This window comes from Arenimonas aestuarii (genome assembly GCF_054781715.1).
In genome coordinates, this window is the sequence record NZ_BAAGTW010000005.1 from 159004 (window position 1) to 178954 (window position 19951).

Consider the following 19951-nt stretch of genomic DNA (forward strand, 5'->3'; position numbering starts at 1 on the left):
ACCTCGGCTTATTCGGCGGACGCGGGCGGGGCCGCGGCTTCGGGCGCGGCGGCGCCGGCTTCGACGGCCCTGGCGTTGCCACCCGGCCGGACCTTCTGCAGGCCTTCGATGATCACGCGGTCGCCGGCCTGCAGGCCGTCGTCCACCAGCCACTGGTCGCCGACCGTGCGGCTGGTCGTGACTACACGCGGCTCGACCTTGCCCTCGGCCGTGACCACCAGCGCGGTGGCGTTGCCCTTGGCATCGCGGCTGATGCCCTGCTGCGGTGCCAGGATGCCGTCCGGCCGGGTGCCCAGCTCGACCACGGCGCGCACGTACATGCCCGGCAGCAGAAGGTTGTCGGGGTTGGGCACGCGCACGCGCAGCGAGTAACTGCCGGTGCCCGGATCAACCGTGACGTCGGTGAACTCAAGCACGCCCTCGTGGGCGTAGGGCGTGCCGTCCTCGAGCAGGATCTTCGCTTCGACGGTGGTTTGTTCGACGCGGCCGGCTTCGACGTCCTTGCGCAACTGCATCAGCTCGGAGGCCGACTGCGACAGGTCCACGTAGATCGGGTCGAGCTGCTGCACCGTCACCAGGGCCGTTTCCTGGTTGGCGGTGACCAGCGCGCCCTGGGTGACGCTGGACTTGCCGGCGCGGCCGGAGATCGGCGCGGTGATGCGGGTATAGCCCAGGTTGACGTCGGCGGCCTGCAGCGCGGCGCGGTAGGCGGCCACGTCGGCGGCCGCTTCGGCGGCGGCGGCCAGGGTGCGCTCGTGGTCCTGCTGGGCCACCAGCTTCCGCGCCACCAGTTCGGTGGACCGTTCGGCGGCCAGGCGCGCCGACGTGGCCGACGCCTGGGCGCGCGCCAGGTTGGCGGCGGCAGCGGCGCGGGCGGCGCGGTAGGTGGCGTCGTCGAGCTGGTAGAGCACCTGCCCTTCCTTGACCAGGCTGCCCTCGTCGAAAAGACGCTTTTCAACGATGCCGGTCGCCTGCGGCCGAACCTCGGCCACCACGAAGGGCACGGTGCGACCGGCAAGTCCGCGGGTCAGCGGGACGGGCTGGGCCTTCAGCGTGACCACGGTGACTTCGGGCGCGGGCATCTGGGTGGGCGCCGGCTCGCCGGCGCAGGCGGCCAGCAACAGGCTGGCGGCGGCGGCAAGGGCCAGGGGACGCCGGGATCGGGCGGACGCGGACATGGAATGCCTCGATGAATAAGGAATACGGGGTCGGTCGCGGACCGGCGAGCCGGCGCGAGCGGAAAAGAGTGAACGGTCATTCTAGTTTTGAATCGACCGCTGTCAAGCCAACTGATGGCCTGTTTCCGGGGGTTTTGGACCCCCGGCGGGGCTGCCGTTCAGGGCAGCGACAGCTTCGCGGCGAGTTCGCCGGGTGACGCGCCGGGCGCGAAGGGCAGCTCGCCGAGGCAGGGGCCCGGCAGGGCGGCCTCGAGCAGTGATCGGTAGGCCGCCGCATGGGGGCCGGGGGCTTCGACCTGGTTGCCGATCCAGCCGGCCAGCCGGCAGCCGTCGGCCTGGATGGCACGGGCGGTCAGGCGTGCATGGTTCAGGCAGCCCAGGCGCAGCCCCACCACCAGCACCACCGGCAGGTCCAGGGCATGCACCAGGTCGGCCTGCTCCAGGCCATCGGCCAGCGGCGCCAGCCAGCCGCCGACGCCTTCCACCAGCACGCGGCCACCTGCCTGCGTGGCCAGGGCCGTGTGCGCGGCAAGCAGGGTCGGCAGTTCGACATGCACGCCGGCCATGGCGGCGGCGATCTGCGGCGCGGTGGGTTCGGGCAACGCGTAGGGATTGACCAGCTGGTAGTCGGGCCGGGGGTCGCTTGCGGCCAGGAGCGCCAGGGCATCTTCGTTTCGCCAGCCTTCGTGCTTGCGTTCGCAGCCACTGGCGACGGGCTTCATACCCACGGCCGGGCGGCCGTCGCGGCGCATGGCGTGCAGCAGCACGGTGGACGCGAAGGTCTTGCCGGCGCCGGTATCGGTGCCGGTGACGAAACAGCCCTGGTCGAATCCGTGGGCACTCATGCCGGGACCGGGCGCGCGTGCTTTCGGCACGCGCCATGAGACGCGACGGCGATGTCGACCGAGGCAGCGGTCACGAACGTTTCCAGCCGCGCCGCCTGCTGCCCGCGCCGGCGAAGAGGGTCTTCGCACGGCGACGACGTCCTTTGTTCAACGCTCCATTGCATTACCGCCCTCCCGCGCCCCCGGGCGCCAGGCCATACAATACTGCCCCGACCCCGAACGATGGAGCGCCGATGTTCGCGCAGTCCAGCCTCACCGGCAGCAAGGCCGAACAATACGCACAGCTGCTTGAGCAGGCCCGCGGCCTGATGCACGGCGAGCCCGACCGGATCGCCAATGCCGCCAATCTTTCGGCGCTGGTCTACCACGCGCTGCCGCAGCTGAACTGGGTCGGCTTTTATTTCTTTGACGGCACCGAACTGGTGGTCGGTCCTTTCCAGGGCCATCCGGCCTGCGTGCGCATCGCCCTGGGCCGTGGCGTTTGCGGCACCGCCGCCCAGACCCGCCAGACCCAGCGCATCGCCGACGTCGATGCCTTTCCGGGGCACATTCCCTGCGACGCGGCCTCGCGTTCGGAACTGGTGGTGCCGCTCTATCTCGGCGAGCAGCTCGTCGGCGTCTTCGACCTCGACAGTCCGGAGACCGACCGGTTCGACGCCGATGACCAGGCTGGCCTCGAATCGATCGCTGATGCGTTCATAAAGACGTTGGGCCCTGCCTGACACTGCGTGGGGACAGGACACAGGCATGACCGGAACGAAACTGCGAAACATCGGCCCGAAATCCGCCGCCTGGCTGCGCCAGACGGGCATCCGCAGCCAGGAGGACCTTGAATCGGTGGGCTCGCTGGCGGCATTCGTGCGGGTCAAGCGCGCCGGCTTCAAGCCCAGCCTCAACTTGCTTTACGCACTGGAGGGCGCGATCCTGGGCTGCCACTGGCAGGAAATCCCGGATGAGCGCCGCAGCGAACTGGTGCTGGCCGCCGGTGACGAAGTCGCCAAGCTGCCGCTGCCCAAGAACAAGCGCATGCCGGCCGCGGCGCCGGTGAAAACCGTGCACCTGGACGGCGAGGACGAAGGCGACATGCCCGGCCCGGGCTTCGGTTTCGACGATCCGTCGTCGTCGCGCGACGACTGAGTCCTAGCGCACCACCGCGTAGTCGCGCGCATCCTCGCGCCAGGGCGGCGTCGCCTTGATGGTCGGCAGCACGTCCTCGACGCGGTCGACCAGCGACCACATCGCCGCGTGTTCGGGGTTCATGAAGCGCTCGGCGATCACCGATTCCATGAAGCCCTGCAGCGGCGCGTAGAAGCCGCGCACGTTGAGCAGCAGGATCGGGCTGAAGTAGATGCCCAGGCGCTTGAGCGTGATCGCCTCGAACAGTTCCTCGAGCGTGCCGCAGCCACCGGGCAGCGCGACCACCGCGTCGGATCCGGTGAGCAGCTTGTGCTTGCGCTCGCGCATGTCCTCCACCAGCTCCAGGTGGGTCAGGCCAGGGTGGCCCCACTCGAGGTCGGCCATGAAGCGCGGCAGGATGCCCACCACTTCGCCGCCCTTCGACAGGGCACCGTCGGCCAGCGAGCCCATCAGGCCCTGCGAGCCACCGCCATAAACAATGCTGCAGCCGTTGGCCGCGAGGGTTTCGCCAAGCTGGCGGGCGGCGGCGTGGAATTCGGGCGCCACGCGGGCGCTGGAGGCGGCGTAAACGCAAACGCGCATGGCGGTGTCCATCGACTCGTAGGGGCGCTATTTTGCCACCTTGGTCGCCTCCCTGTGTCCACCGGCTGCCTGCCCCGTGATCGCCGGCACGGGGCTGGCGTGGCCGCGGATGACGGTCGGGGCTGGCGACTTCGCCCCGCGGCGGCTAGCGTCCGGGTGTTCCCGCGATGAGAGTGACCTGTAAATGCCGCGACTGCTCCTGCTTGTGTTCCTGCTGGCTTGCCCGCTGCTGGCACCGGCTGCCGATGGGGCGGCGTCCAGCCGCCGGCTGGCGATTACCTTCGACGATGCGCCGCGTCCGGATGGCGCATTCCTAACCGGCCAGGAACGCACCCGGCGACTGATCGCCGGACTCGAGGCCGCCGAGGTTCGCGGCGCCATGATATTCGCGACGACGCAGCGGCTCGGCGACACGCCCGGCGCCGAGGCGCGGCTGCGCGCCTACGTCGCGGCCGGCCACGTGCTGGCCAATCATTCCCATGCGCACGGCTGGCTACGCCAGGCCCAGGCTGCCGACTACCTGGCCGATGCACGTCGCGCCAACAAAATGCTCTCGGGCCTTGGCGAGGCACCGGCCTACTTCCGTTACCCCTTTCTCGACGAGGGACGCGACGAAGCCCAACGGGACGCGGTGCGTGAAGGGCTGGCCGCCATGGGCTTGCGCAACGGCTACGTCACCATCGACAACTACGACTGGTACCTGGACGCGCTCGCCGCCGAGGCCAGGCGTGCCGACCCGGCGCTTGACCTTGATGCCCTGCGCGACATCTATGTGCAAACCCTGGTCGATGCCGCGCGCTTTTACGACGACATCGCCCGCGACAACCTTGGCCGTTCGCCTGCACATGTCCTTCTGCTCCACGAAAACGATCTGGCCGCGCTGTTCATTACCGACCTGGTGAACGCCCTGCGCTCGGATGGCTGGGAGATCATCCCGGCCATCGAGGCCTATGCCGATCCGATCGCGGAGCGGACGCCGCGGACCCTGTTCAACGGCCAGGGCCGCGTGGCCGCGCTGGCGCACGAGGCGGGCCGTTCCGCGCGATCGCTGGTGCATCCGCTGGAAGACGAGGACGCGCTTCGGGCGCTGTTCGTGTCGCGGGGCCTGCTCGCCGGCGCAACCCCGCCGGGCGACTTGCTGCTCATCAATGCCACGCTGCAGGCCGGGGACGGCCAGCCGTCCCGCGCCGGCATGGGCCTCAGGATCCGTGGTGCCCGCATCGTCGATGTGGCGCCCTCCGCGGCGCTGGTGCGCCAGCCCGGCGACCGCGTGGTCGATCTGCAGGGTCGCTGGCTGCTGCCCGGCCTGGTCGGCGTGCACAACCACATGCACCTGCCGGGCGCGCCGTTCCTGGGTGAGCCGGCGGCGCGGCTCTACCTAGCCGCGGGCGTCACCACCCTGCAGACCGCCGGCAGCGCCGACGCGCGGGCCGAACTCGCCCTTGCAAGGGCCATCGAAGATGGCGACGTCGCCGGTCCCCGGCTGCTGGCATCGGCGCCCTACGTCACCGGCCCCGGCGGCAACGGCCCGATGGACAAGCCCGGCAGCGCCGACGAGGCGCGCGCCTTCGTCAAGCACTGGGCCGATCTTGGCGTGCATACGTTCAAGCTTTACCGGCACGTGCAGCCCGAAATCGCCGCCGCCATCGTCCAGGCGGCGCATGCGCGCCGACGCAGTGTTTCCGCCCATCTGTGCTCGCTGACCTACGCCGAAGCTTCGCGGATGGGCGTGGACCGCATCGAGCACGGGCTTCTTTCGAGCACCGACTTCCTGGCCGGCAAGGCCAGCGGCGACTGCCGATCGCCGCTGGCATCCATCGCCGCGCTCGACGCCAGGGATCCGCGCGTGGATGCGCTCGTCCGGACCCTGGTCGAAAACGGCACGATGCTGACGTCGACGCTGGCGATCATCGAATCCCACTTCCCGCATCGCCCGCAGGGCGAGGCGCAGGCGCTGGCCTACCTGGCACCGCGCTTCCGGGACGACTACCGGCTCCGGCAGGAACAGCTGGTCGCCGGCCGGGCCAATCCCGCCTACACGCCCGCCTTGCTGGCGAAGCTGATGGCCTTCGAACGACGGTTCGTGGCCGCTGGCGGTGTCTTGCTGGCGGGTCCCGACACCGGGCGCCACGTGCTGCCGGGCTTCGGCGACCAGCGCAATTTCGAGCTGCTGTCCGAGGCAGGCTTCGCGCTACCGGACGTGGTTCGCATCATGAGCGGCAACGGCGCCCGGGCACTGGACCTGGGCGCCAGCAAGGGCCAGCTCAAACCCGGCTACGACGCCGACCTGCTGGTGCTCGATGGCGACCCGGCCGCCGACCCGTCCAACATCCGGCGCGTGCGCTGGGTTTTCCGGGAAGGGCGCCGCCACGAGCCGGCGGAACTCCGGAAGGGCCTGGAAGGCCGTCTCGGCGCACAGCACGCTGACTGAGTCAGTCCGCTTCCGGGTGGCGCGCCTTCCATTGCGCCAGCAACTCCCGGTAGTGGTCCATCTCCTCGGCGTAGCTGTCGAACACGCAGACCGCGCAGCCGCCATCGCAGCAATCGGTCGGCAGCGGGCGCTCGGGTTCGACCGGGCGCGGGTCGTCGCTGGGCGGCTGGCTTGTCACCCGCCCGCGCTTATTCCACCGTCACCGACTTGGCCAGGTTGCGCGGCTGGTCAACGTCGGTGCCACGCTGCACGGCCACGTGGTAGCTCAGCAGCTGCAGCGGGATCGTCGAGATGATCGGCGCTGCGATCTCGCCTGAGGCCGGCAGGATCACCACGCGCGCGGCGTCCAGGCCATGGGCCACGGTTTCGTCGACGAAGGCGTAAAGCACGCCGCCGCGGGCGCGCACTTCCTCGAGGTTGGACTTGAGTTTGTCGATCAGCCGGTCGTTCGGCGCCACCGCGACGACGGGCATGTCTTCGTCCACCAGCGCCAGCGGGCCATGCTTGAGTTCGCCGGCGGCGTAAGCCTCGGCGTGGATATAACTGATTTCCTTGAGCTTGAGCGCGCCCTCCATGGCCACCGGCCAGTGCGTGCCGCGCCCCAGGAACAGCGCGTGGTGCTTGCCGACGAATTGCTCGGCCAGGTCGCTGATCTCGGCGTCGAGCTTGAGCACCTCGGCGATATGGCCGGGCAGCTGCTCGAGCTGGCGCACACCGTCGGCGTAGCGTTCGTCGTCCAGGCCCTTGGCCTTGGCCAGGGCCAGCGAAAACAGCGCCAGCGCCACCAGCTGGGTGGTGAAGGCCTTGGTCGAAGCGACGCCGATTTCGGGGCCGGCGCGGGTCATCAGCACCAGCGTCGATTCGCGCACGATCGACGACTCGGGCACGTTGCATACGGCCATGCGCGTCAGGTAGGGGCGTTCCTTGGCCAGCTTCAGCGCGGCCAGGGTGTCGGCGGTTTCGCCGGATTGGGAAATGGTGAGGAACAGCGTGCCCTCGTGGACCACCGGGTCGCGGTAGCGGTACTCGCTGGCGATCTCCGTGGTGCACGGAATGCGCGCCAGCTGTTCGATCCAGTAACGCGCCACCAGGCCGGCGTGGTAGCTGGTGCCGCAGGCAATGATGTGCACGGCCTGGGTGTCGGCCAGCAGGCGCTCGGCGTCCACACCGAAGATCTGGGTCAGTATCTTGCCGCCGGCAATGCGGCCTTCCAGCGTGTCGGCCACGGCCACCGGCTGCTCGTGGATTTCCTTGAGCATGAAGTGGGCGTATTCGCCCCGATCCACCGCGTCGGCGCTGAAATGGGATTCCTTGACCTCGCGCTCGACCGGCTGGCCGTCGGCGGCGAACAGGCGGATGCCGTCGACGGTCACCTCCGCGACGTCGCCTTCCTCGAGATACATGAAGCGCTTGGTCAGCGGCAGCAGCGCGTGCACGTCGGAGGCCAGGTAGTGCTCGCCCTCGCCCAGGCCAACGATCAGCGGCGCACCAAAGCGGGCACCCACCACCTTGCCGGGTTCGCGGGCCGAGATCGCCGCGATCGCGTAGGCCCCGTGCAGGCCCTTGACGACCTTCTGCACCGCCGCGAGCAGGGAAAGGCCCTGGCGCTGGGCGCGCTCGACCAGGTGTGCCACCACCTCGGTGTCGGTCTGCGAGCTGAACTCATAACCTTCGGCGCGCAGTTCGGCGCGCAGTTCGGCATGGTTCTCGATGATGCCGTTGTGCACCAGGCTCACGTCGCCCGATACGTGCGGATGCGCGTTGTCTTCGCTGGGCACGCCATGGGTGGCCCAGCGGGTGTGGGCGATGCCGCAGTGGCCGTCCAGGCCGGTTTGTGCCTGCAGCGCGACCAGGTCGCGGACCTTGCCCTTGGCGCGCAGGCGGGAAATGCCGTCGCCGGTGAGCAGGGACACGCCGGCCGAGTCGTAGCCGCGGTATTCAAGCGCGGCAAGCCCGGCGATCAGGTACTGAACGATGGGCCGATTGGCGCTGATGCCGACGATTCCACACATGGGGGATCTATTCCTTGCTGACTGACCCGCAAGTTTAAGTGAAGCAAGTGGCTTTCCGCGGGCGAAGGTTTCGCGGCCCCGGCGGGGGTGTCCGCCGGGTGTCCGGCCAAACCGGCGCCCGGACGCCGCGGACAGCGGCGATTGTCTTTATGATCAAAGACTTATTACTTGGCACGGTGGTTGCATCACTCAAGGCAGACCTGAACCAACGGAATTTGCCGATGATCCGCGACACCTCCGCCCAGGACCGCAGCCTTTCCCAGGCCCAGGCGCCCCGCTCCCACAGGCCGCTGTACCTGGCCGGCGCGGCCGTTCTGGCGGTGGTGTTCGTGGGCTGGCTGCTCAGCGGCTGGCTGGGCAGCGCCGGTGCGGTGTCCGCCGACCGGCTGCGTTTCGCCGAGGTGCAGCGGGGCCTGCTGGTGCGCGATGCCACGGCCAACGGCCGCGTCGTGGCGGCCGTCAGCCCCACCCTCTATGCCCCGGCTGGCGGCACCGTGACCCTGAAGATCCTGGCCGGCGACACCGTGGCCCGGGGCGACGTGATGGCCGTCATCGACTCCCCGGAGCTGCAGAACGAACTCCAGCGCGAACAGGCCACCCTGGCCCAGCTCGAAGCCGAGGTCGCCCGGCAGCGCATCCTGGCCCGCAAGGCCAGCCTGCTGGCCAAGCGCGAGGCCGACGACGCCGAAGTCACCCGTCTCGCCGCGCTGCGCGACCTGCAGCGGGCCCAGCGCGGCTTCGAACTGGGGGCCATCGCCGAAGTCGAGTACCTGCGCGCCAAGGACGCCATGGCCAGCGCCGACATCCGCAGCCAGCACGCCGGCACCGCCGCCCAGCTCGAAGGCCAGGACGTCAGCCTTGGGCTGAAGACCCAGGAACAGCTGCTCGAACGCCAGCGCCTGGTCACCGTCAACCTCGAGCGCCGCGTCGACGAATTGAACGTGCGCGCACCGGTGGACGGCGTCATCGGCACGCTCAGCGTCGACGATCGCGCCGTGGTGGTGGCCAACACCCCGCTGATGACGGTGGTCGACCTGAGCCGGCTGGAAGTCGAGCTGGAGATGCCCGAGTCCTACGCCGAAGACCTGGGCCTGGGCATGACCGCCGAAGTGCGCATCGGCGCCACGGCCGCCACGGGCACCATCTCGGCGATATCGCCCGAGGTCGTCAACAACCAGGTGCTGGCGCGCGTTCGCTTCGACGGTGAACAGCCGCCCGGCCTGCGCCAGAACCAGCGCGTGAGCGCGCGGGTCCTGTTCGAGGAAAAGCCCGACGTCATCAAGGTCGCCCGCGGCCCCTTCGTCGAAGCCCTGGGCGGTCGCACCGCCTACGTGGTGGAAGACGGCATCGCCGTGCGCCGCCCGATCGTGCTGGGCGCCACCAGCGTCGGCGAGGTCGAGATCCTCGAGGGCGTGCAGCCCGGCGAGCGCATCGTGATCTCCGGCACCGACACCTTCGAAGACGCCGAGCGCGTCGCCATCAACGACTGAACCCACCCAAGAATCCCCACAAAGGAAGCCGCCATGCTGCGCATGAACAACCTGAGCAAGGTCTATCGCACCCACATGATCGAAACCCATGCCTTGCGCGGCTTCGACATCCACGTCAAGGAAGGCGAGTTCGTCGCCGTCACCGGCCCTTCCGGCTCGGGCAAGACGACCTTCCTCAATATCGCCGGCCTGCTCGAGGAATTCACCGGTGGCGAGTTCTTCCTGGACGGCGTGGACGTGCGCGGCCTGGACGACGGCAAGCGCTCGAAGCTGCGCAACGAGAAGCTGGGCTTCATCTTCCAGGGCTTCAACCTCATCCCCGACCTGAATCTGTTCGACAACGTGGACGTCCCGCTGCGCTACCGCGGTTTCAGCGCTGCCGAACGTCGCAAGCGCATCGAGGAGGCCCTTGCCCAGGTCGGCCTGGCCTCGCGCATGAAGCATTACCCGGCAGAACTCTCCGGCGGCCAGCAGCAGCGCGTGGCCATCGCCCGCGCCCTGGCGGGCTCGCCCCGACTTCTTCTCGCCGACGAACCCACCGGCAACCTCGATTCGCAGATGGCCCGCGGCGTGATGGAACTGCTCGAGGAGATCAACGCCAACGGCACCACGATCCTGATGGTGACGCATGACCCCGAACTCGCCGCCCGCGCGCACCGCAACGTGCACATCATCGACGGCCAGGTCAGCGACCTGATCCACGAAACCGTGCGCGGCCTGGCCAGCGTCAGCGCCGCCCACGCCACGTCCGCCTGAGGAGCCCGCCATGTTCGGCTATTACCTTGCCCTGGGCTTCCGAAGCCTGCGCCGGAATCCGGTGCTGACCACGCTGATGGTGCTGACGCTGTCGGTGGGCGTGGCGGCGTCGATGACCACGCTGACCCTGCTGCGCGGCATGTCCGGCGACCCTATCCCGCAGAAGTCCGACCGGCTGTTCGTTCCCCTGCTCGACAATGGCCCGGCCGGCGATGGCGCGGCCACCGACACCGGCCGCGAGCCGCCGGAGCAGCTCACCATGCGCGACGCACTGGCGCTGTGGGAAGCCGCCAAGGGCGTGCGCCAGACGCCGATCTACGGCGTAAGCCCGCCTATCGATTCCGGCCGGCCCGACCTGCCGCCCTTCTTCAGTGAAGGCCTGGCCGTGGGCCGCGACTTCTTCGCGATGTTCGACGTGCCCTTCATGCACGGCCAGCCCTGGTCGGCCGATGACGAGCAGCGCGGCACCCAGGTGGCGGTGATCAGCCGCAGCCTGGCCGAACGCGTGTACGGCGAAGGGGTGAACCCGGTTGGCCAGAGCATCCGCGCCAGCGACAGCGAATACCAGATCGTGGGCGTCATCGACACCTGGGACCCGCTGCCCAAGTTCTACCGCCTGATCGGCAGCCGGAGCTTCGACACCAGCGAAGACATCTACCTGCCGATTCGCACCGCGATCGCCCGCGAGCTGCAGGTCAACGGCAACATCAGCTGCAACTCCACCCCGCCCTCGCCGGGCTTTCGCGGCCTGGTCGAAGGCGAGTGCAACTGGGTGCAGATGTGGGTGGAACTCGAATCAGCCGGCGACCGGGCCCGTTACGCCGACTACCTGGTGGCCTACGTCAATGAGCAGAAGGCGCTCAACCGCTTCGAGCTGCCGGTGAACAACCGCCTGTACAACGTGCGCGAATGGCTGGAGGAGCGCGAGGTGGTCAGCGACGACACCCGCACGTCCACCTGGCTGGCCTTCGGTTTCCTGCTGGTGTGCCTGGTGAACACCGTCGGCCTGCTGCTGGCGAAGTTCAGCGCCCGCCCCGGAGAGATCGGCGTGCGCCGGGCCCTGGGCGCGTCGCGCGGGGAGGTTTTCCGGCAATACCTGACCGAAGCCGCCGTGATCGGCCTGGTCGGTGCCGGCATGGGCATCGCGCTGACGCTGGGCGCGCTGGCCTTCATCCGCGACTTCAACCCGGGCATTGCCCTGCTCACCCACCTGGACGTGCCGATGCTCGGCATCGCCGTCGTGGTGTCCGTGGTCGCGGCCATCGTCGCCGGCCTGTTGCCCACCTGGCGCGCCTGCCAGGTGGTGCCCGCCCTCCAGCTCAAGAGCCAGTAAGGACCCGCCGCCATGGAAATCCGCCCCATCCTTTCGGCCATGCTGCGCAACAAGACCGCGCCGCTGCTCATCGCCGCGCAGGTCGCGCTGACGCTGGCCATCGTCTGCAACGCGCTGTACATCATCCAGGACCGCCTGGCCACGGCGGCGCGCCCCAGCGGCGCCGACGAGGCCAACGTGTCCGAGATGCGCTTCTACCCGCACCGCACCATCAGCGACATCCGCGGCATGCAGCTGCGCGACATGGAGGCAATCCGCGCTGTACCCGGCGTGGTCTCGGCGGCCTGGACCAACCAGGTGCCGCTGGGCAACTCGGGCTGGAACGTCGGTCCGATCGTCACCTCCACCGACCAGCAGGATTCACCGGTGTCGTCGGCGGCGCAGTACTTCACGCCCGAGTCGATCATCGACACCTTCGACCTGACCCTGGTGGAAGGCCGCGACTTCGAAGCCGGCGATTACATCGAGTCCGACCCGCAGGTCGACCGCAACCTGCCCACCGTGGCCATCATTACCCAGGCCATGGCGAAGGCGCTGTGGCCCGACGCCAGTTCGGTGGTGGGCAAGCCGATTTACTTGGGCGGCCCGGACAACCGGCCGACGCAGGTCATCGGCGTGGTCGAGCGGCTGCAAACGCCCTGGGCCAGCGTGGGTGATGCGGCCGAATACAGCCTGATCCTGCCGATGCGCTACCTCGATCCCTTCACCCGGTACTCGATCCGCACGGAAGCCGGCCGCCACGAACAGGTGATGGCCGAGGTCGAAAAGGTGCTGCTGGGCCTGAGCAACGACCGCGTGCTGCTGAGCCGTCGCACGCTCGTGGAATCGCGGGAACGCCGCTACGCCGGCGAGCGCCTGATGGCCGGCCTGCTGATCGCGGTTACTTTCTTCCTGCTGCTGATCACCGCCTCGGGCATCGTCGGCATGGCCAGCCTGTGGGTGAACCAGCGGCGCAAGCAGATAGGCGTCCGCCGTGCGATCGGTGCCCGCAAGGCCGACATCCTGCGCTACTTCCTGGTGGAGAACCTGATGATCACGACGGCGGGCATCGCCGCCGGCATTGCCCTGGCGATCGGCCTGAACAATTTCCTGGTGGCGGAGCTCGACCTGCCCCGCCTGCCGGTGGCCTACCTGGGGCTGACCATGGCCGGCATGTGGATCCTGGGCCTGCTGGCGGTGCTGGGTCCGGCCTGGCGCGCGGCGGCGGTGCCGCCGGCCATCGCCACCCGCACGGCGTGAAGGTAGATTAGGCCCATGCCGCAATCCGCCCAAGCCACCCTGCTGGTCATCGACGACAACCCGTCGGTGGCCGCCGCGCTGGAAGTTCTGTTCTCGCTGCACGACTACCGCACGCTGCGGGCCACGTCGCCCGCGGAGGGCCTGGCGCTGCTGGCCGGTGAATCGGTCGACCTGGTCATCCAGGACATGAACTTCACCCAGGACACCACCTCGGGCGAAGAGGGCGAGGCGCTGTTCAAGGCCATCCGGGAGGCCCACCCGGACCTGCCGGTGATCCTGCTCACTGCCTGGACCCATCTGGAAGCCGCGGTGGACCTGGTCAAGGCCGGCGCCGCCGACTACCTGGCCAAACCCTGGGACGACCGCAAGCTGCTGGCGACCGTGGGCAACCTGCTCGAATTGGGCCAGGCCAACCGCGCCCTGGCCGAATGTGCCCGTCGCGACCATCGCCAGCGCCGCGACCTCGAGCGCGACCATGACCTGCGCGGCCTGGTCTGGGCCGACCCGGCGATGGAGCGCGTGCTGTGCCTGGCCACCCAGGTCGCGCGCGCCGACGTGCCGGTGCTGGTGACCGGCCCGAACGGTTCGGGCAAGGAAAAGATCGCCGAAATCCTGCAGGCCAACTCGTCGGTGAAGTCCGGCCCCTTCGTCACGCTCAACTGCGGCGCACTGCCGTCGGAGCTGATCGAGGCCGAACTCTTCGGTGCCGACGCCGGCGCCTACACCGGCGCCGGCAAGGCCCGCGAAGGAAAGTTCGAGGCCGCCGACGGCGGCACGCTGTTCCTGGACGAAATCGGCAACCTGCCGCCGGAGGGCCAGATGAAGCTGCTGCGCGTGCTCGAGACGGGCAAGTTCAGCCGCCTGGGCTCGAACCGGGAAAAACAGGTCAAGGTGCGGGTGATCAGCGCCACCAATGCCGACCTGCCGGCGATGATCCGCGATGGCCGCTTCCGCGAGGACCTTTACTACCGGCTCAATGTCATCGAGATCCGCATCCCCCCGCTGGCCGAACGCCCACGTGACATCCTGCCGCTGGCGCAGTCTTTCCTGTCCGACGGCAAATCCCTTTCCGACGGGGCGGTACACGCGCTATTGCGGCACGCCTGGCCCGGCCACGTTCGCGAACTCAAGAACGTGATGCAGCGCGCCTGCCTGCTCAGCGCCGGTGCGCTTATCCAGGTCGGCGACCTGGGCCTGCCGGCGGCCGCCGCGCCTGCGCCCGGCTCCCAGGGCAGCGACGCCGAACTCGACCGCGGCAGCATCGAACAGGCGCTGGCGCGCGCCGGCGGCGTGGTCGCGCAGGCCGCGAACGAGCTCGGCCTCAGCCGGCAGGCCCTGTACCGCCGCATGGAACGCCTGGGCATCGCCCGGCCCTGACCCGTATGCCGACGCGCCGATCGATTGCCGGCACCCTGGCCCTGATCAGCGCCGCGGTGGCGGCGCTGTCGGTGGCGCTGGCGCTGCTGCTGGTGAAGCTGCTCGACAGCCCGCTGCTGGCCGGACTGGTGGCGGCCGCGGCAGGCTTGCTGCTTTCGCTGTGGCTGATGCGGCGCGCAGTGCGGCCGGCGCTGTCGCTGTTCCGGGCACTGGCCGGCACCGCACTGAGCTACCGCGACGGGGACTTCAGCTTCGGCCTGCGCTGGTCGCACCGCGACGAACTGGGCGACCTGGTCGCGGCCCACAACGAACTCGGCGGCGTGCTTCGCGAACAGCGCCTGGCGCTGGTGCAGCGCGAACTGCTGCTCGACACGATGGTGCAGAACACGCCGGTGGCCATGCTGCTGGTCGCCGACGGGGGCCACGTGGTTTACGCCAACCTGGCCGCGCGCCGGCTGCTCAACGACGGTCGCAAGATCGAGGGCCTGGCCCTGGAAGCCCTGGTGCAGGCCGCACCGCCGGCGCTTTCCGAGGCCCTGGAACGCGGCGGCGACGGCCTGTTTTCGGTCGGCGAGGGCGACGAGGAGGACGTTTACCACCTGGCCCGCCGCGGCTTCCGGCTCAATGGCCGCCCGCACGAACTTCTGCTGCTGCGCCAGCTCACCACCGAACTTCGCCGGCAGGAAGTCCAGACCTGGAAGAAGGTTATCCGGGTGATCAGCCACGAGCTCAACAACTCACTGGCACCAGTGGCGTCGCTGGCGCATTCGGGCGCGGAACTGACCCGGCGCGGGCAAACGGAAAAGCTCGAAGCGATCTTCGGCATGATCGAGGAACGCGCGCGCCATCTCGAAGGTTTCATCCGCGGTTACGCGCGTTTCGCCAAGCTGCCGACGCCGCGACTCGAAGCCACGCCCTGGACGGTGCTGGTGGACCGGCTGCGCAGCCAGATCAGCTTTGGACTCGACGGTGATCTTCCGTCGGGTTCGGTGCGCGTGGACGTGCCGCAAATGGAGCAGGCGCTGATCAACCTGCTCAAGAACGCCCATGAATCGGGCTCGGCGGCCGGGGACGTGCAGCTGCGCGTGCGCCGCGGTGGCGGCGTGCTGCGCATCGAGGTCCTGGACCGCGGCACCGGCATGGGCGAGGCCGTGCTGGCCAATGCGCTGGTGCCGTTTTATTCGACCAAACGCAGCGGCACCGGCCTCGGCCTGGCCCTGGCGCGCGAGATCGCCGAAGCCCACGGCGGCCGCATCGGCCTTTCCAACCGCGAAGGTGGTGGGCTGCAGGTGTCCCTGGTATTGCCGGTGGCCGACGACTAGCGCTTGCGCGGACGCTGCCAGCCGTCGATGGTGGCCTGGCGGCCACGGGCGACGGTCAGTTTCTCGGCCGGGGCCGGCTTGGTGATGACGCTGCCGGCGCCGATGGTCGCGCCCTCGCCAATCTCCACGGGAGCCACGAGCGAACTGTTGGAACCGATGAAGGCACCGTCTCCGATGGTGGTGGTGGCCTTGTTGACGCCGTCGTAGTTGCAGGTGATGGTGCCGGCGCCGATGTTCACCTTTTCGCCGACCAGGGCGTCGCCCAGGTAGCTCAGGTGGTTCGCCTTGCTGCCGTTGCCGAGACTGGCCTTCTTGGTTTCGACGAAGTTGCCGATGTTGACGCCCTCGCCAAGTTCGGTGCCGGGGCGCAGGCGAGCGAACGGGCCCATGGTGCAGCCGGCGGCGGCGACCACGCCTTCGAGGTCGCAATGGGCCCTGACCACGGTGCCCGGCCCCAGTTCGACATTGCTCAGGCGGCAGAAGGGGCCGATGCGCACGCCCTCGCCGAGCACCACGCGGCCTTCGAGCACCACGTCCACGTCGATCTCGACGTCGGTGCCGGCTTCGACGGTGCCGCGCTGGTCGAAGCGCGCCGGATCGGCCAGGCGCACGCCCTCGCGCATCAGCGCTTCGGCGGCGCGGCGCTGGAAAGCACGTTCCAGGCGCGCCAGCTGCACCGGGTCGTTGGCACCTTCGGCTTCACCGGGAATCCGGCAATGGGTATGGGCGGCGGCCCGGCCGTCGGACCGGGCCATCGCGAAGATGTCGGTCAGGTAGTACTCGCCCTGGGCATTGTTGTTGCCCAGGCGCGACAGCCAGCGGCGCAGGTCCGAAGCCGGCGCGGCGATCACGCCGGTGTTCACCAGCTTCACCGCGCGCTGTGCCTCGTCGGCATCCTTGTGTTCGACGATGGCCTGGACGTTGCCATTGCCATCGAGCAGGACCCGGCCGTAACCGCTGGGGTCGGCAAGGGTCTCGCACAGCACGGCGGCCTGCTCGCGGGCAGCGTCGAGCAGTTCCCGCAGGGTTTGCACCGAGATCAGCGGCACGTCGGCATAAAGCACCAGCACGCGCGCATTCTCGGGCACGCCGGGCATGGCCTGCTGCACGGCATGGCCGGTGCCGAGCTGCCGGGCCTGTTCGGCCCAGTGCAGGTCGTCGTCGCCGGCGAAGGCGGCGCGAACCGCGTCGCCGCCATGGCCGTAGACAACGTGGATGCCGGCGGCGCGCAGGGCGCGGGCCGTGTCCACCACGTGGCCAAGCATCGGCCGGCCGGCGATGGGCTGAAGTACCTTCGGGGTGCGCGACTTCATGCGCTTGCCCTCGCCTGCGGCGAGGATGATCACGTGCAGGGACTGGCTCATGGGTTCCTCCGTGGGCCTAGTATCGGCCGCGTCCGCGTGGGCCGCCAGCCGAGAATTTCCTGTCCCCGGAAACAACGGCGCCGGCACGAGGCCGGCGCGGTTGCGGGTCGGGTCCGGCGGGGCCGGAACCGCCGGGTCAGTGCTTGAGGTTCTTGCGAAGGCGCTCGAGGGCCTGGAGCTGGGCCATCGCCTCGGCCAGCTTGGTCTGGGCCTCGGCGAGATCCATCGCTTCGCTGCGGTTGGCGAGCATGCGCTCGGCCTCGTCCTTGGCCGCCTTGGCCTGGGCTTCGTCGAGGTCCGCGGCGCGAATGGCGGTATCGGTCAGGATGGTCACCACCTGCGGCTGCACCTCGAGGATGCCACCCGAGACATAGAAGAACTGCTCGGCGCCGTCGGCCAGCGTCAGGCGGACCTGGCCGGGCTTGAGGCGGGTGATCAGGGGCGCATGGCGCGGCGCGATGCCGAGCTCGCCCATCTCGCCGGTGGCCACGACCAGCTGCACGTCACCCTGGAAGATTTCTTCCTCGGCGCTGACGATGTCGCAACGGATGGTGCTCATGGATAAATTCCTTTAGGCCGCCGCCGCCATCTTCTTGGCCTTCTCGAAGGCTTCGTCGATGCCGCCGACCATGTAGAACGCCTGCTCGGGCAGCGAATCGCACTCGCCGTCCACGATCATCTTGAAGCCGCGGATGGTTTCCTTGAGCGTGACGTACTTGCCCGGCGAGCCGGTGAAGACCTCGGCCACGTGGAAGGGCTGCGAGAAGAAGCGCTCGATCTTGCGGGCGCGGGACACGGCCTGCTTGTCTTCTTCGCTCAGCTCGTCCATGCCCAGGATCGCGATGATGTCCTTGAGCTCCTTGTACTTCTGCAAGGTCGCCTGCACGCGGCGGGCGGTATCGTAGTGCTCGTTGCCGATCACGTTCGGGTCCAGCTGGCGCGAGGTCGAGTCCAGCGGATCGACGGCCGGGTAGATACCCAGCGAGGCGATGTTTCGCGACAGCACGACGGTGGCGTCGAGGTGGGCGAAGGTGGTCGCCGGCGACGGGTCGGTCAGGTCATCGGCAGGCACGTACACGGCCTGGATCGAGGTGATCGAGCCGGTCTTGGTGGAGGTGATGCGCTCCTGCAGCACGCCCATTTCCTCGGCCAGCGTCGGCTGGTAACCCACGGCCGACGGCATGCGGCCCAGCAGCGCCGAGACTTCGGTGCCGGCCAGGGTGTAGCGGTAGATGTTGTCCACGAAGAACAGGATGTCGCGGCCCTTGCCGGTGGCCGGGTCGATGTCGTCGCGGAAGTACTCGGCCATGGTCAGGCCGGTCAGCGCGACGCGCAGGCGGTTGCCCGGCGGCTCGTTCATCTGGCCGTACACCATCGCGACCTTGTCCAGGACGTTGGAGTCCTTCATCTCGTGGTAGAAGTCGTTGCCTTCGCGGGTGCGCTCACCCACGCCGGCGAACACCGACAGGCCGGCGTGCTGCTTGGCGATGTTGTTGATCAGTTCCATCATGTTGACGGTCTTGCCGACGCCGGCGCCGCCGAACAGGCCGACCTTGCCGCCCTTGGCGAACGGGCACATCAGGTCGATGACCTTGATGCCGGTTTCCAGCAGTTCGTTGCCCGAGGACTGGTCCTCGTAGCTCGGCGCGGCGCGGTGGATTTCCCACTGGTCCTTGGTCTCGACCGGACCGGCTTCGTCGATCGGGCGACCCAGCACGTCCATGATGCGGCCGAGGGTCTGCTTGCCGACCGGCACGGAGATGGCCTTGCCGGTGTTGTTGGCGACCAGGTTGCGCTTGAGGCCGTCGGTGGAACCGAGCGCAATGGTGCGCACGATGCCGTCGCCCAGCTGCTGCTGGACTTCGAGCGTGATGTCGGTGCCTTCGACCTTGAGTGCGTCGTAGACCTTCGGCACATCCACGCGCGGGAACTCGACGTCCACGACCGCGCCGATGATCTGCACAATCTTGCCCTGGCTCATTGCTGTTTCCTCGGTTCTGATACTGGGTTGGGGCGTCGCGTCAAACTGCAGCGGCGCCGCCGACGATTTCGGAGATTTCCTGGGTGATCGCAGCCTGGCGCGCCTTGTTGTAGACGAGTTGCAGGTCACCGATCAGCTTGTTGGCGTTGTCGGAGGCCGACTTCATGGCCACCATGCGCGCCGCATGTTCGGAAGCAAGGTTTTCCAGCACTGCCTGGTAAACCAGCGATTCGACGTAGCGCGTGAGCACGTGCTCGAGCACCGTCTGGGCGTCCGGCTCGTACAGGTAGTCCCAGTCGTGACGGGACTCGAGCGACTCGGACGGCGGCAGCGGCAGCAGCTGGTCCTGGCGCGGCTTCTGCGCCATGGTGTTGATGAAGTCGTTGTAGCTCAGGAAAACCCGGTCGAGCTTGCCTTCGGTGTAACCATCGAGCATGACCTTGATGACGCCGACCAGCTTGGCCAACTCGGGCTTTTCGCCCAGGTGGGTGACCGAGCCGATCAGGTTCACCTTCAGGCGGCGGAAGAACACCGTGGCCTTCTGGCCGATGCACACGACGTCGATCTCGACGCCCTTCTCCTGCCACTCGCGCATGTCGGCCAGGATGCGGCGGAACATCTGCGAATTCAGGCCGCCGCAAAGGCCGCGGTCGGTGGACACGATGATGTAGCCGACGCGCTTGATGTCCTGGCGCTCGACCATGAACGGATGCACGTATTCGGTGTTGGCCTTGGCGATGTGGCCGATCACCTGGCGCATCAGTCGCGCATAGGGGCGGGACTGCTTCATGCGGTCCTGCGCCTTGCGGATCTTCGACGCCGAGACCATCTCGAGCGCGCGCGTCACCTTGCGGGTGTTCTGCACGCTCTTGATCTTGGTCTTGATTTCCCTGCCGCCTGCCAT

At 68.6% G+C, this 19951-nt stretch carries 18 protein-coding genes; 9 read left to right on the forward strand and 9 right to left on the reverse strand.

Annotated elements, in window-relative coordinates; translation table 11 throughout:
* Positions 1-8 precede the first annotated feature (8 nt).
* Both ACYVJH_RS09525 and bioD read right to left on the reverse strand, forming a co-directional pair.
* Entirely contained in the window at positions 9-1178 is a 1170-nt protein-coding gene (locus ACYVJH_RS09525; RefSeq protein ID WP_460454410.1) for an efflux RND transporter periplasmic adaptor subunit, read from the reverse strand.
* A 158-nt stretch (positions 1179-1336) separates the two neighbouring features.
* Entirely contained in the window at positions 1337-2023 is a 687-nt protein-coding gene (gene bioD, locus ACYVJH_RS09530; protein ID WP_460454411.1) for a dethiobiotin synthase, read from the reverse strand.
* Between the two features lie 233 nt (positions 2024-2256).
* Between bioD and ACYVJH_RS09535 the strand changes: the two genes are divergently transcribed.
* The gene (locus tag ACYVJH_RS09535) at positions 2257-2745 is read left to right on the forward strand and encodes a GAF domain-containing protein (RefSeq protein WP_460454412.1); all 489 of its coding nucleotides are present in this window, start codon (positions 2257-2259) and stop codon (positions 2743-2745) included.
* Positions 2746-2770: 25 nt separating this feature from the next.
* On the forward strand, positions 2771-3160 hold the full coding sequence (locus tag ACYVJH_RS09540) for a TfoX/Sxy family protein (RefSeq protein WP_460454413.1): 390 nt from the start codon (positions 2771-2773) through the stop codon (positions 3158-3160).
* A gap of 3 nt (positions 3161-3163) precedes the next feature.
* Here the strand turns inward: ACYVJH_RS09540 and ACYVJH_RS09545 are convergent, their stop codons facing one another.
* Positions 3164-3742 carry an LOG family protein gene (locus ACYVJH_RS09545; RefSeq protein WP_460454414.1) on the reverse strand — a complete coding sequence of 193 codons (579 nt, stop codon included), beginning with the start codon at positions 3740-3742 and terminating at the stop codon, positions 3164-3166.
* 184 nt (positions 3743-3926) lie between these two features.
* Between ACYVJH_RS09545 and ACYVJH_RS09550 the strand changes: the two genes are divergently transcribed.
* Entirely contained in the window at positions 3927-6173 is a 2247-nt protein-coding gene (locus tag ACYVJH_RS09550; protein ID WP_460454415.1) for an amidohydrolase family protein, read from the forward strand.
* Between the two features lies 1 nt (position 6174).
* Here ACYVJH_RS09550 and ACYVJH_RS09555 read toward each other — a convergent pair whose 3' ends face one another.
* Positions 6175-6351 (reverse strand): oxidoreductase-like domain-containing protein, encoded by a 177-nt coding sequence (locus ACYVJH_RS09555; RefSeq protein WP_460454416.1) that lies wholly within the window; start codon positions 6349-6351, stop codon positions 6175-6177.
* Positions 6352-6361: 10 nt separating this feature from the next.
* Positions 6362-8185 carry a glutamine--fructose-6-phosphate transaminase (isomerizing) gene (gene glmS / locus ACYVJH_RS09560; protein ID WP_460454417.1) on the reverse strand — a complete coding sequence of 608 codons (1824 nt, stop codon included), beginning with the start codon at positions 8183-8185 and terminating at the stop codon, positions 6362-6364.
* A 221-nt stretch (positions 8186-8406) separates the two neighbouring features.
* Here glmS and ACYVJH_RS09565 point away from each other — a divergent pair, with 221 nt between their 5' ends.
* The 6 genes from ACYVJH_RS09565 to ACYVJH_RS09590 are packed head-to-tail and all read left to right on the forward strand — an operon-like array spanning position 8407 to position 15702.
* Positions 8407-9675, forward strand: a complete 1269-nt coding sequence (locus ACYVJH_RS09565; protein WP_460454418.1) for an efflux RND transporter periplasmic adaptor subunit — start codon at positions 8407-8409, stop codon at positions 9673-9675.
* A gap of 33 nt (positions 9676-9708) precedes the next feature.
* Entirely contained in the window at positions 9709-10431 is a 723-nt protein-coding gene (locus ACYVJH_RS09570; RefSeq protein WP_460454419.1) for an ABC transporter ATP-binding protein, read from the forward strand.
* A gap of 10 nt (positions 10432-10441) precedes the next feature.
* On the forward strand, positions 10442-11764 hold the full coding sequence (locus tag ACYVJH_RS09575) for an ABC transporter permease (protein ID WP_460454420.1): 1323 nt from the start codon (positions 10442-10444) through the stop codon (positions 11762-11764).
* Between the two features lie 12 nt (positions 11765-11776).
* Positions 11777-13003, forward strand: a complete 1227-nt coding sequence (locus tag ACYVJH_RS09580) for an ABC transporter permease (RefSeq protein WP_460454421.1) — start codon at positions 11777-11779, stop codon at positions 13001-13003.
* 15 nt (positions 13004-13018) lie between these two features.
* Positions 13019-14380: a sigma-54-dependent transcriptional regulator gene (locus ACYVJH_RS09585; protein ID WP_460454422.1), complete on the forward strand. Its 1362-nt coding sequence runs from the start codon at positions 13019-13021 to the stop codon at positions 14378-14380.
* 5 nt (positions 14381-14385) lie between these two features.
* Positions 14386-15702: a sensor histidine kinase gene (locus ACYVJH_RS09590; RefSeq protein ID WP_460454423.1), complete on the forward strand. Its 1317-nt coding sequence runs from the start codon at positions 14386-14388 to the stop codon at positions 15700-15702.
* Here the strand turns inward: ACYVJH_RS09590 and glmU are convergent.
* From glmU to atpG, 4 genes are all read right to left on the reverse strand, one after another.
* The gene (gene glmU / locus ACYVJH_RS09595) at positions 15699-17066 is read right to left on the reverse strand and encodes a bifunctional UDP-N-acetylglucosamine diphosphorylase/glucosamine-1-phosphate N-acetyltransferase GlmU (RefSeq protein WP_460454424.1); all 1368 of its coding nucleotides are present in this window, start codon (positions 17064-17066) and stop codon (positions 15699-15701) included. The genes ACYVJH_RS09590 and glmU overlap by 4 nt on opposite strands.
* A 136-nt stretch (positions 17067-17202) precedes the next feature.
* Positions 17203-17625, reverse strand: coding sequence for a F0F1 ATP synthase subunit epsilon (locus ACYVJH_RS09600; RefSeq protein WP_188665746.1), 423 nt, complete (start codon positions 17623-17625; stop codon positions 17203-17205).
* Between the two features lie 12 nt (positions 17626-17637).
* On the reverse strand, positions 17638-19047 hold the full coding sequence (gene atpD / locus ACYVJH_RS09605; RefSeq protein ID WP_460454425.1) for a F0F1 ATP synthase subunit beta: 1410 nt from the start codon (positions 19045-19047) through the stop codon (positions 17638-17640).
* Positions 19048-19087: 40 nt separating this feature from the next.
* On the reverse strand, positions 19088-19951 hold the full coding sequence (atpG, locus tag ACYVJH_RS09610) for a F0F1 ATP synthase subunit gamma (protein ID WP_460454426.1): 864 nt from the start codon (positions 19949-19951) through the stop codon (positions 19088-19090).

Bases quoted from the DNA above. Each gene is read 5' to 3' on its own strand.
- atpD (WP_460454425.1), bottom strand. From the start codon at position 19,047: ATGAGCCAGGGCAAGATTGTGCAGATCATCGGCGCGGTCGTGGACGTC.
- atpG (WP_460454426.1), bottom strand. From the start codon at position 19,951: ATGGCAGGCGGCAGGGAAATCAAGACCAAGATCAAGAGCGTGCAGAAC.
- bioD (WP_460454411.1), bottom strand. From the start codon at position 2,023: ATGAGTGCCCACGGATTCGACCAGGGCTGTTTCGTCACCGGCACCGAT.
- glmU (WP_460454424.1), bottom strand. From the start codon at position 17,066: ATGAGCCAGTCCCTGCACGTGATCATCCTCGCCGCAGGCGAGGGCAAG.
- ACYVJH_RS09580 (WP_460454421.1), top strand. From the start codon at position 11,777: ATGGAAATCCGCCCCATCCTTTCGGCCATGCTGCGCAACAAGACCGCG.
- ACYVJH_RS09535 (WP_460454412.1), top strand. From the start codon at position 2,257: ATGTTCGCGCAGTCCAGCCTCACCGGCAGCAAGGCCGAACAATACGCA.
- ACYVJH_RS09590 (WP_460454423.1), top strand. From the start codon at position 14,386: ATGCCGACGCGCCGATCGATTGCCGGCACCCTGGCCCTGATCAGCGCC.
- ACYVJH_RS09540 (WP_460454413.1), top strand. From the start codon at position 2,771: ATGACCGGAACGAAACTGCGAAACATCGGCCCGAAATCCGCCGCCTGG.
- ACYVJH_RS09570 (WP_460454419.1), top strand. From the start codon at position 9,709: ATGCTGCGCATGAACAACCTGAGCAAGGTCTATCGCACCCACATGATC.
- ACYVJH_RS09550 (WP_460454415.1), top strand. From the start codon at position 3,927: ATGCCGCGACTGCTCCTGCTTGTGTTCCTGCTGGCTTGCCCGCTGCTG.
- ACYVJH_RS09585 (WP_460454422.1), top strand. From the start codon at position 13,019: ATGCCGCAATCCGCCCAAGCCACCCTGCTGGTCATCGACGACAACCCG.
- ACYVJH_RS09525 (WP_460454410.1), bottom strand. From the start codon at position 1,178: ATGTCCGCGTCCGCCCGATCCCGGCGTCCCCTGGCCCTTGCCGCCGCC.
- ACYVJH_RS09565 (WP_460454418.1), top strand. From the start codon at position 8,407: ATGATCCGCGACACCTCCGCCCAGGACCGCAGCCTTTCCCAGGCCCAG.
- ACYVJH_RS09600 (WP_188665746.1), bottom strand. From the start codon at position 17,625: ATGAGCACCATCCGTTGCGACATCGTCAGCGCCGAGGAAGAAATCTTC.
- ACYVJH_RS09575 (WP_460454420.1), top strand. From the start codon at position 10,442: ATGTTCGGCTATTACCTTGCCCTGGGCTTCCGAAGCCTGCGCCGGAAT.
- ACYVJH_RS09545 (WP_460454414.1), bottom strand. From the start codon at position 3,742: ATGCGCGTTTGCGTTTACGCCGCCTCCAGCGCCCGCGTGGCGCCCGAA.
- glmS (WP_460454417.1), bottom strand. From the start codon at position 8,185: ATGTGTGGAATCGTCGGCATCAGCGCCAATCGGCCCATCGTTCAGTAC.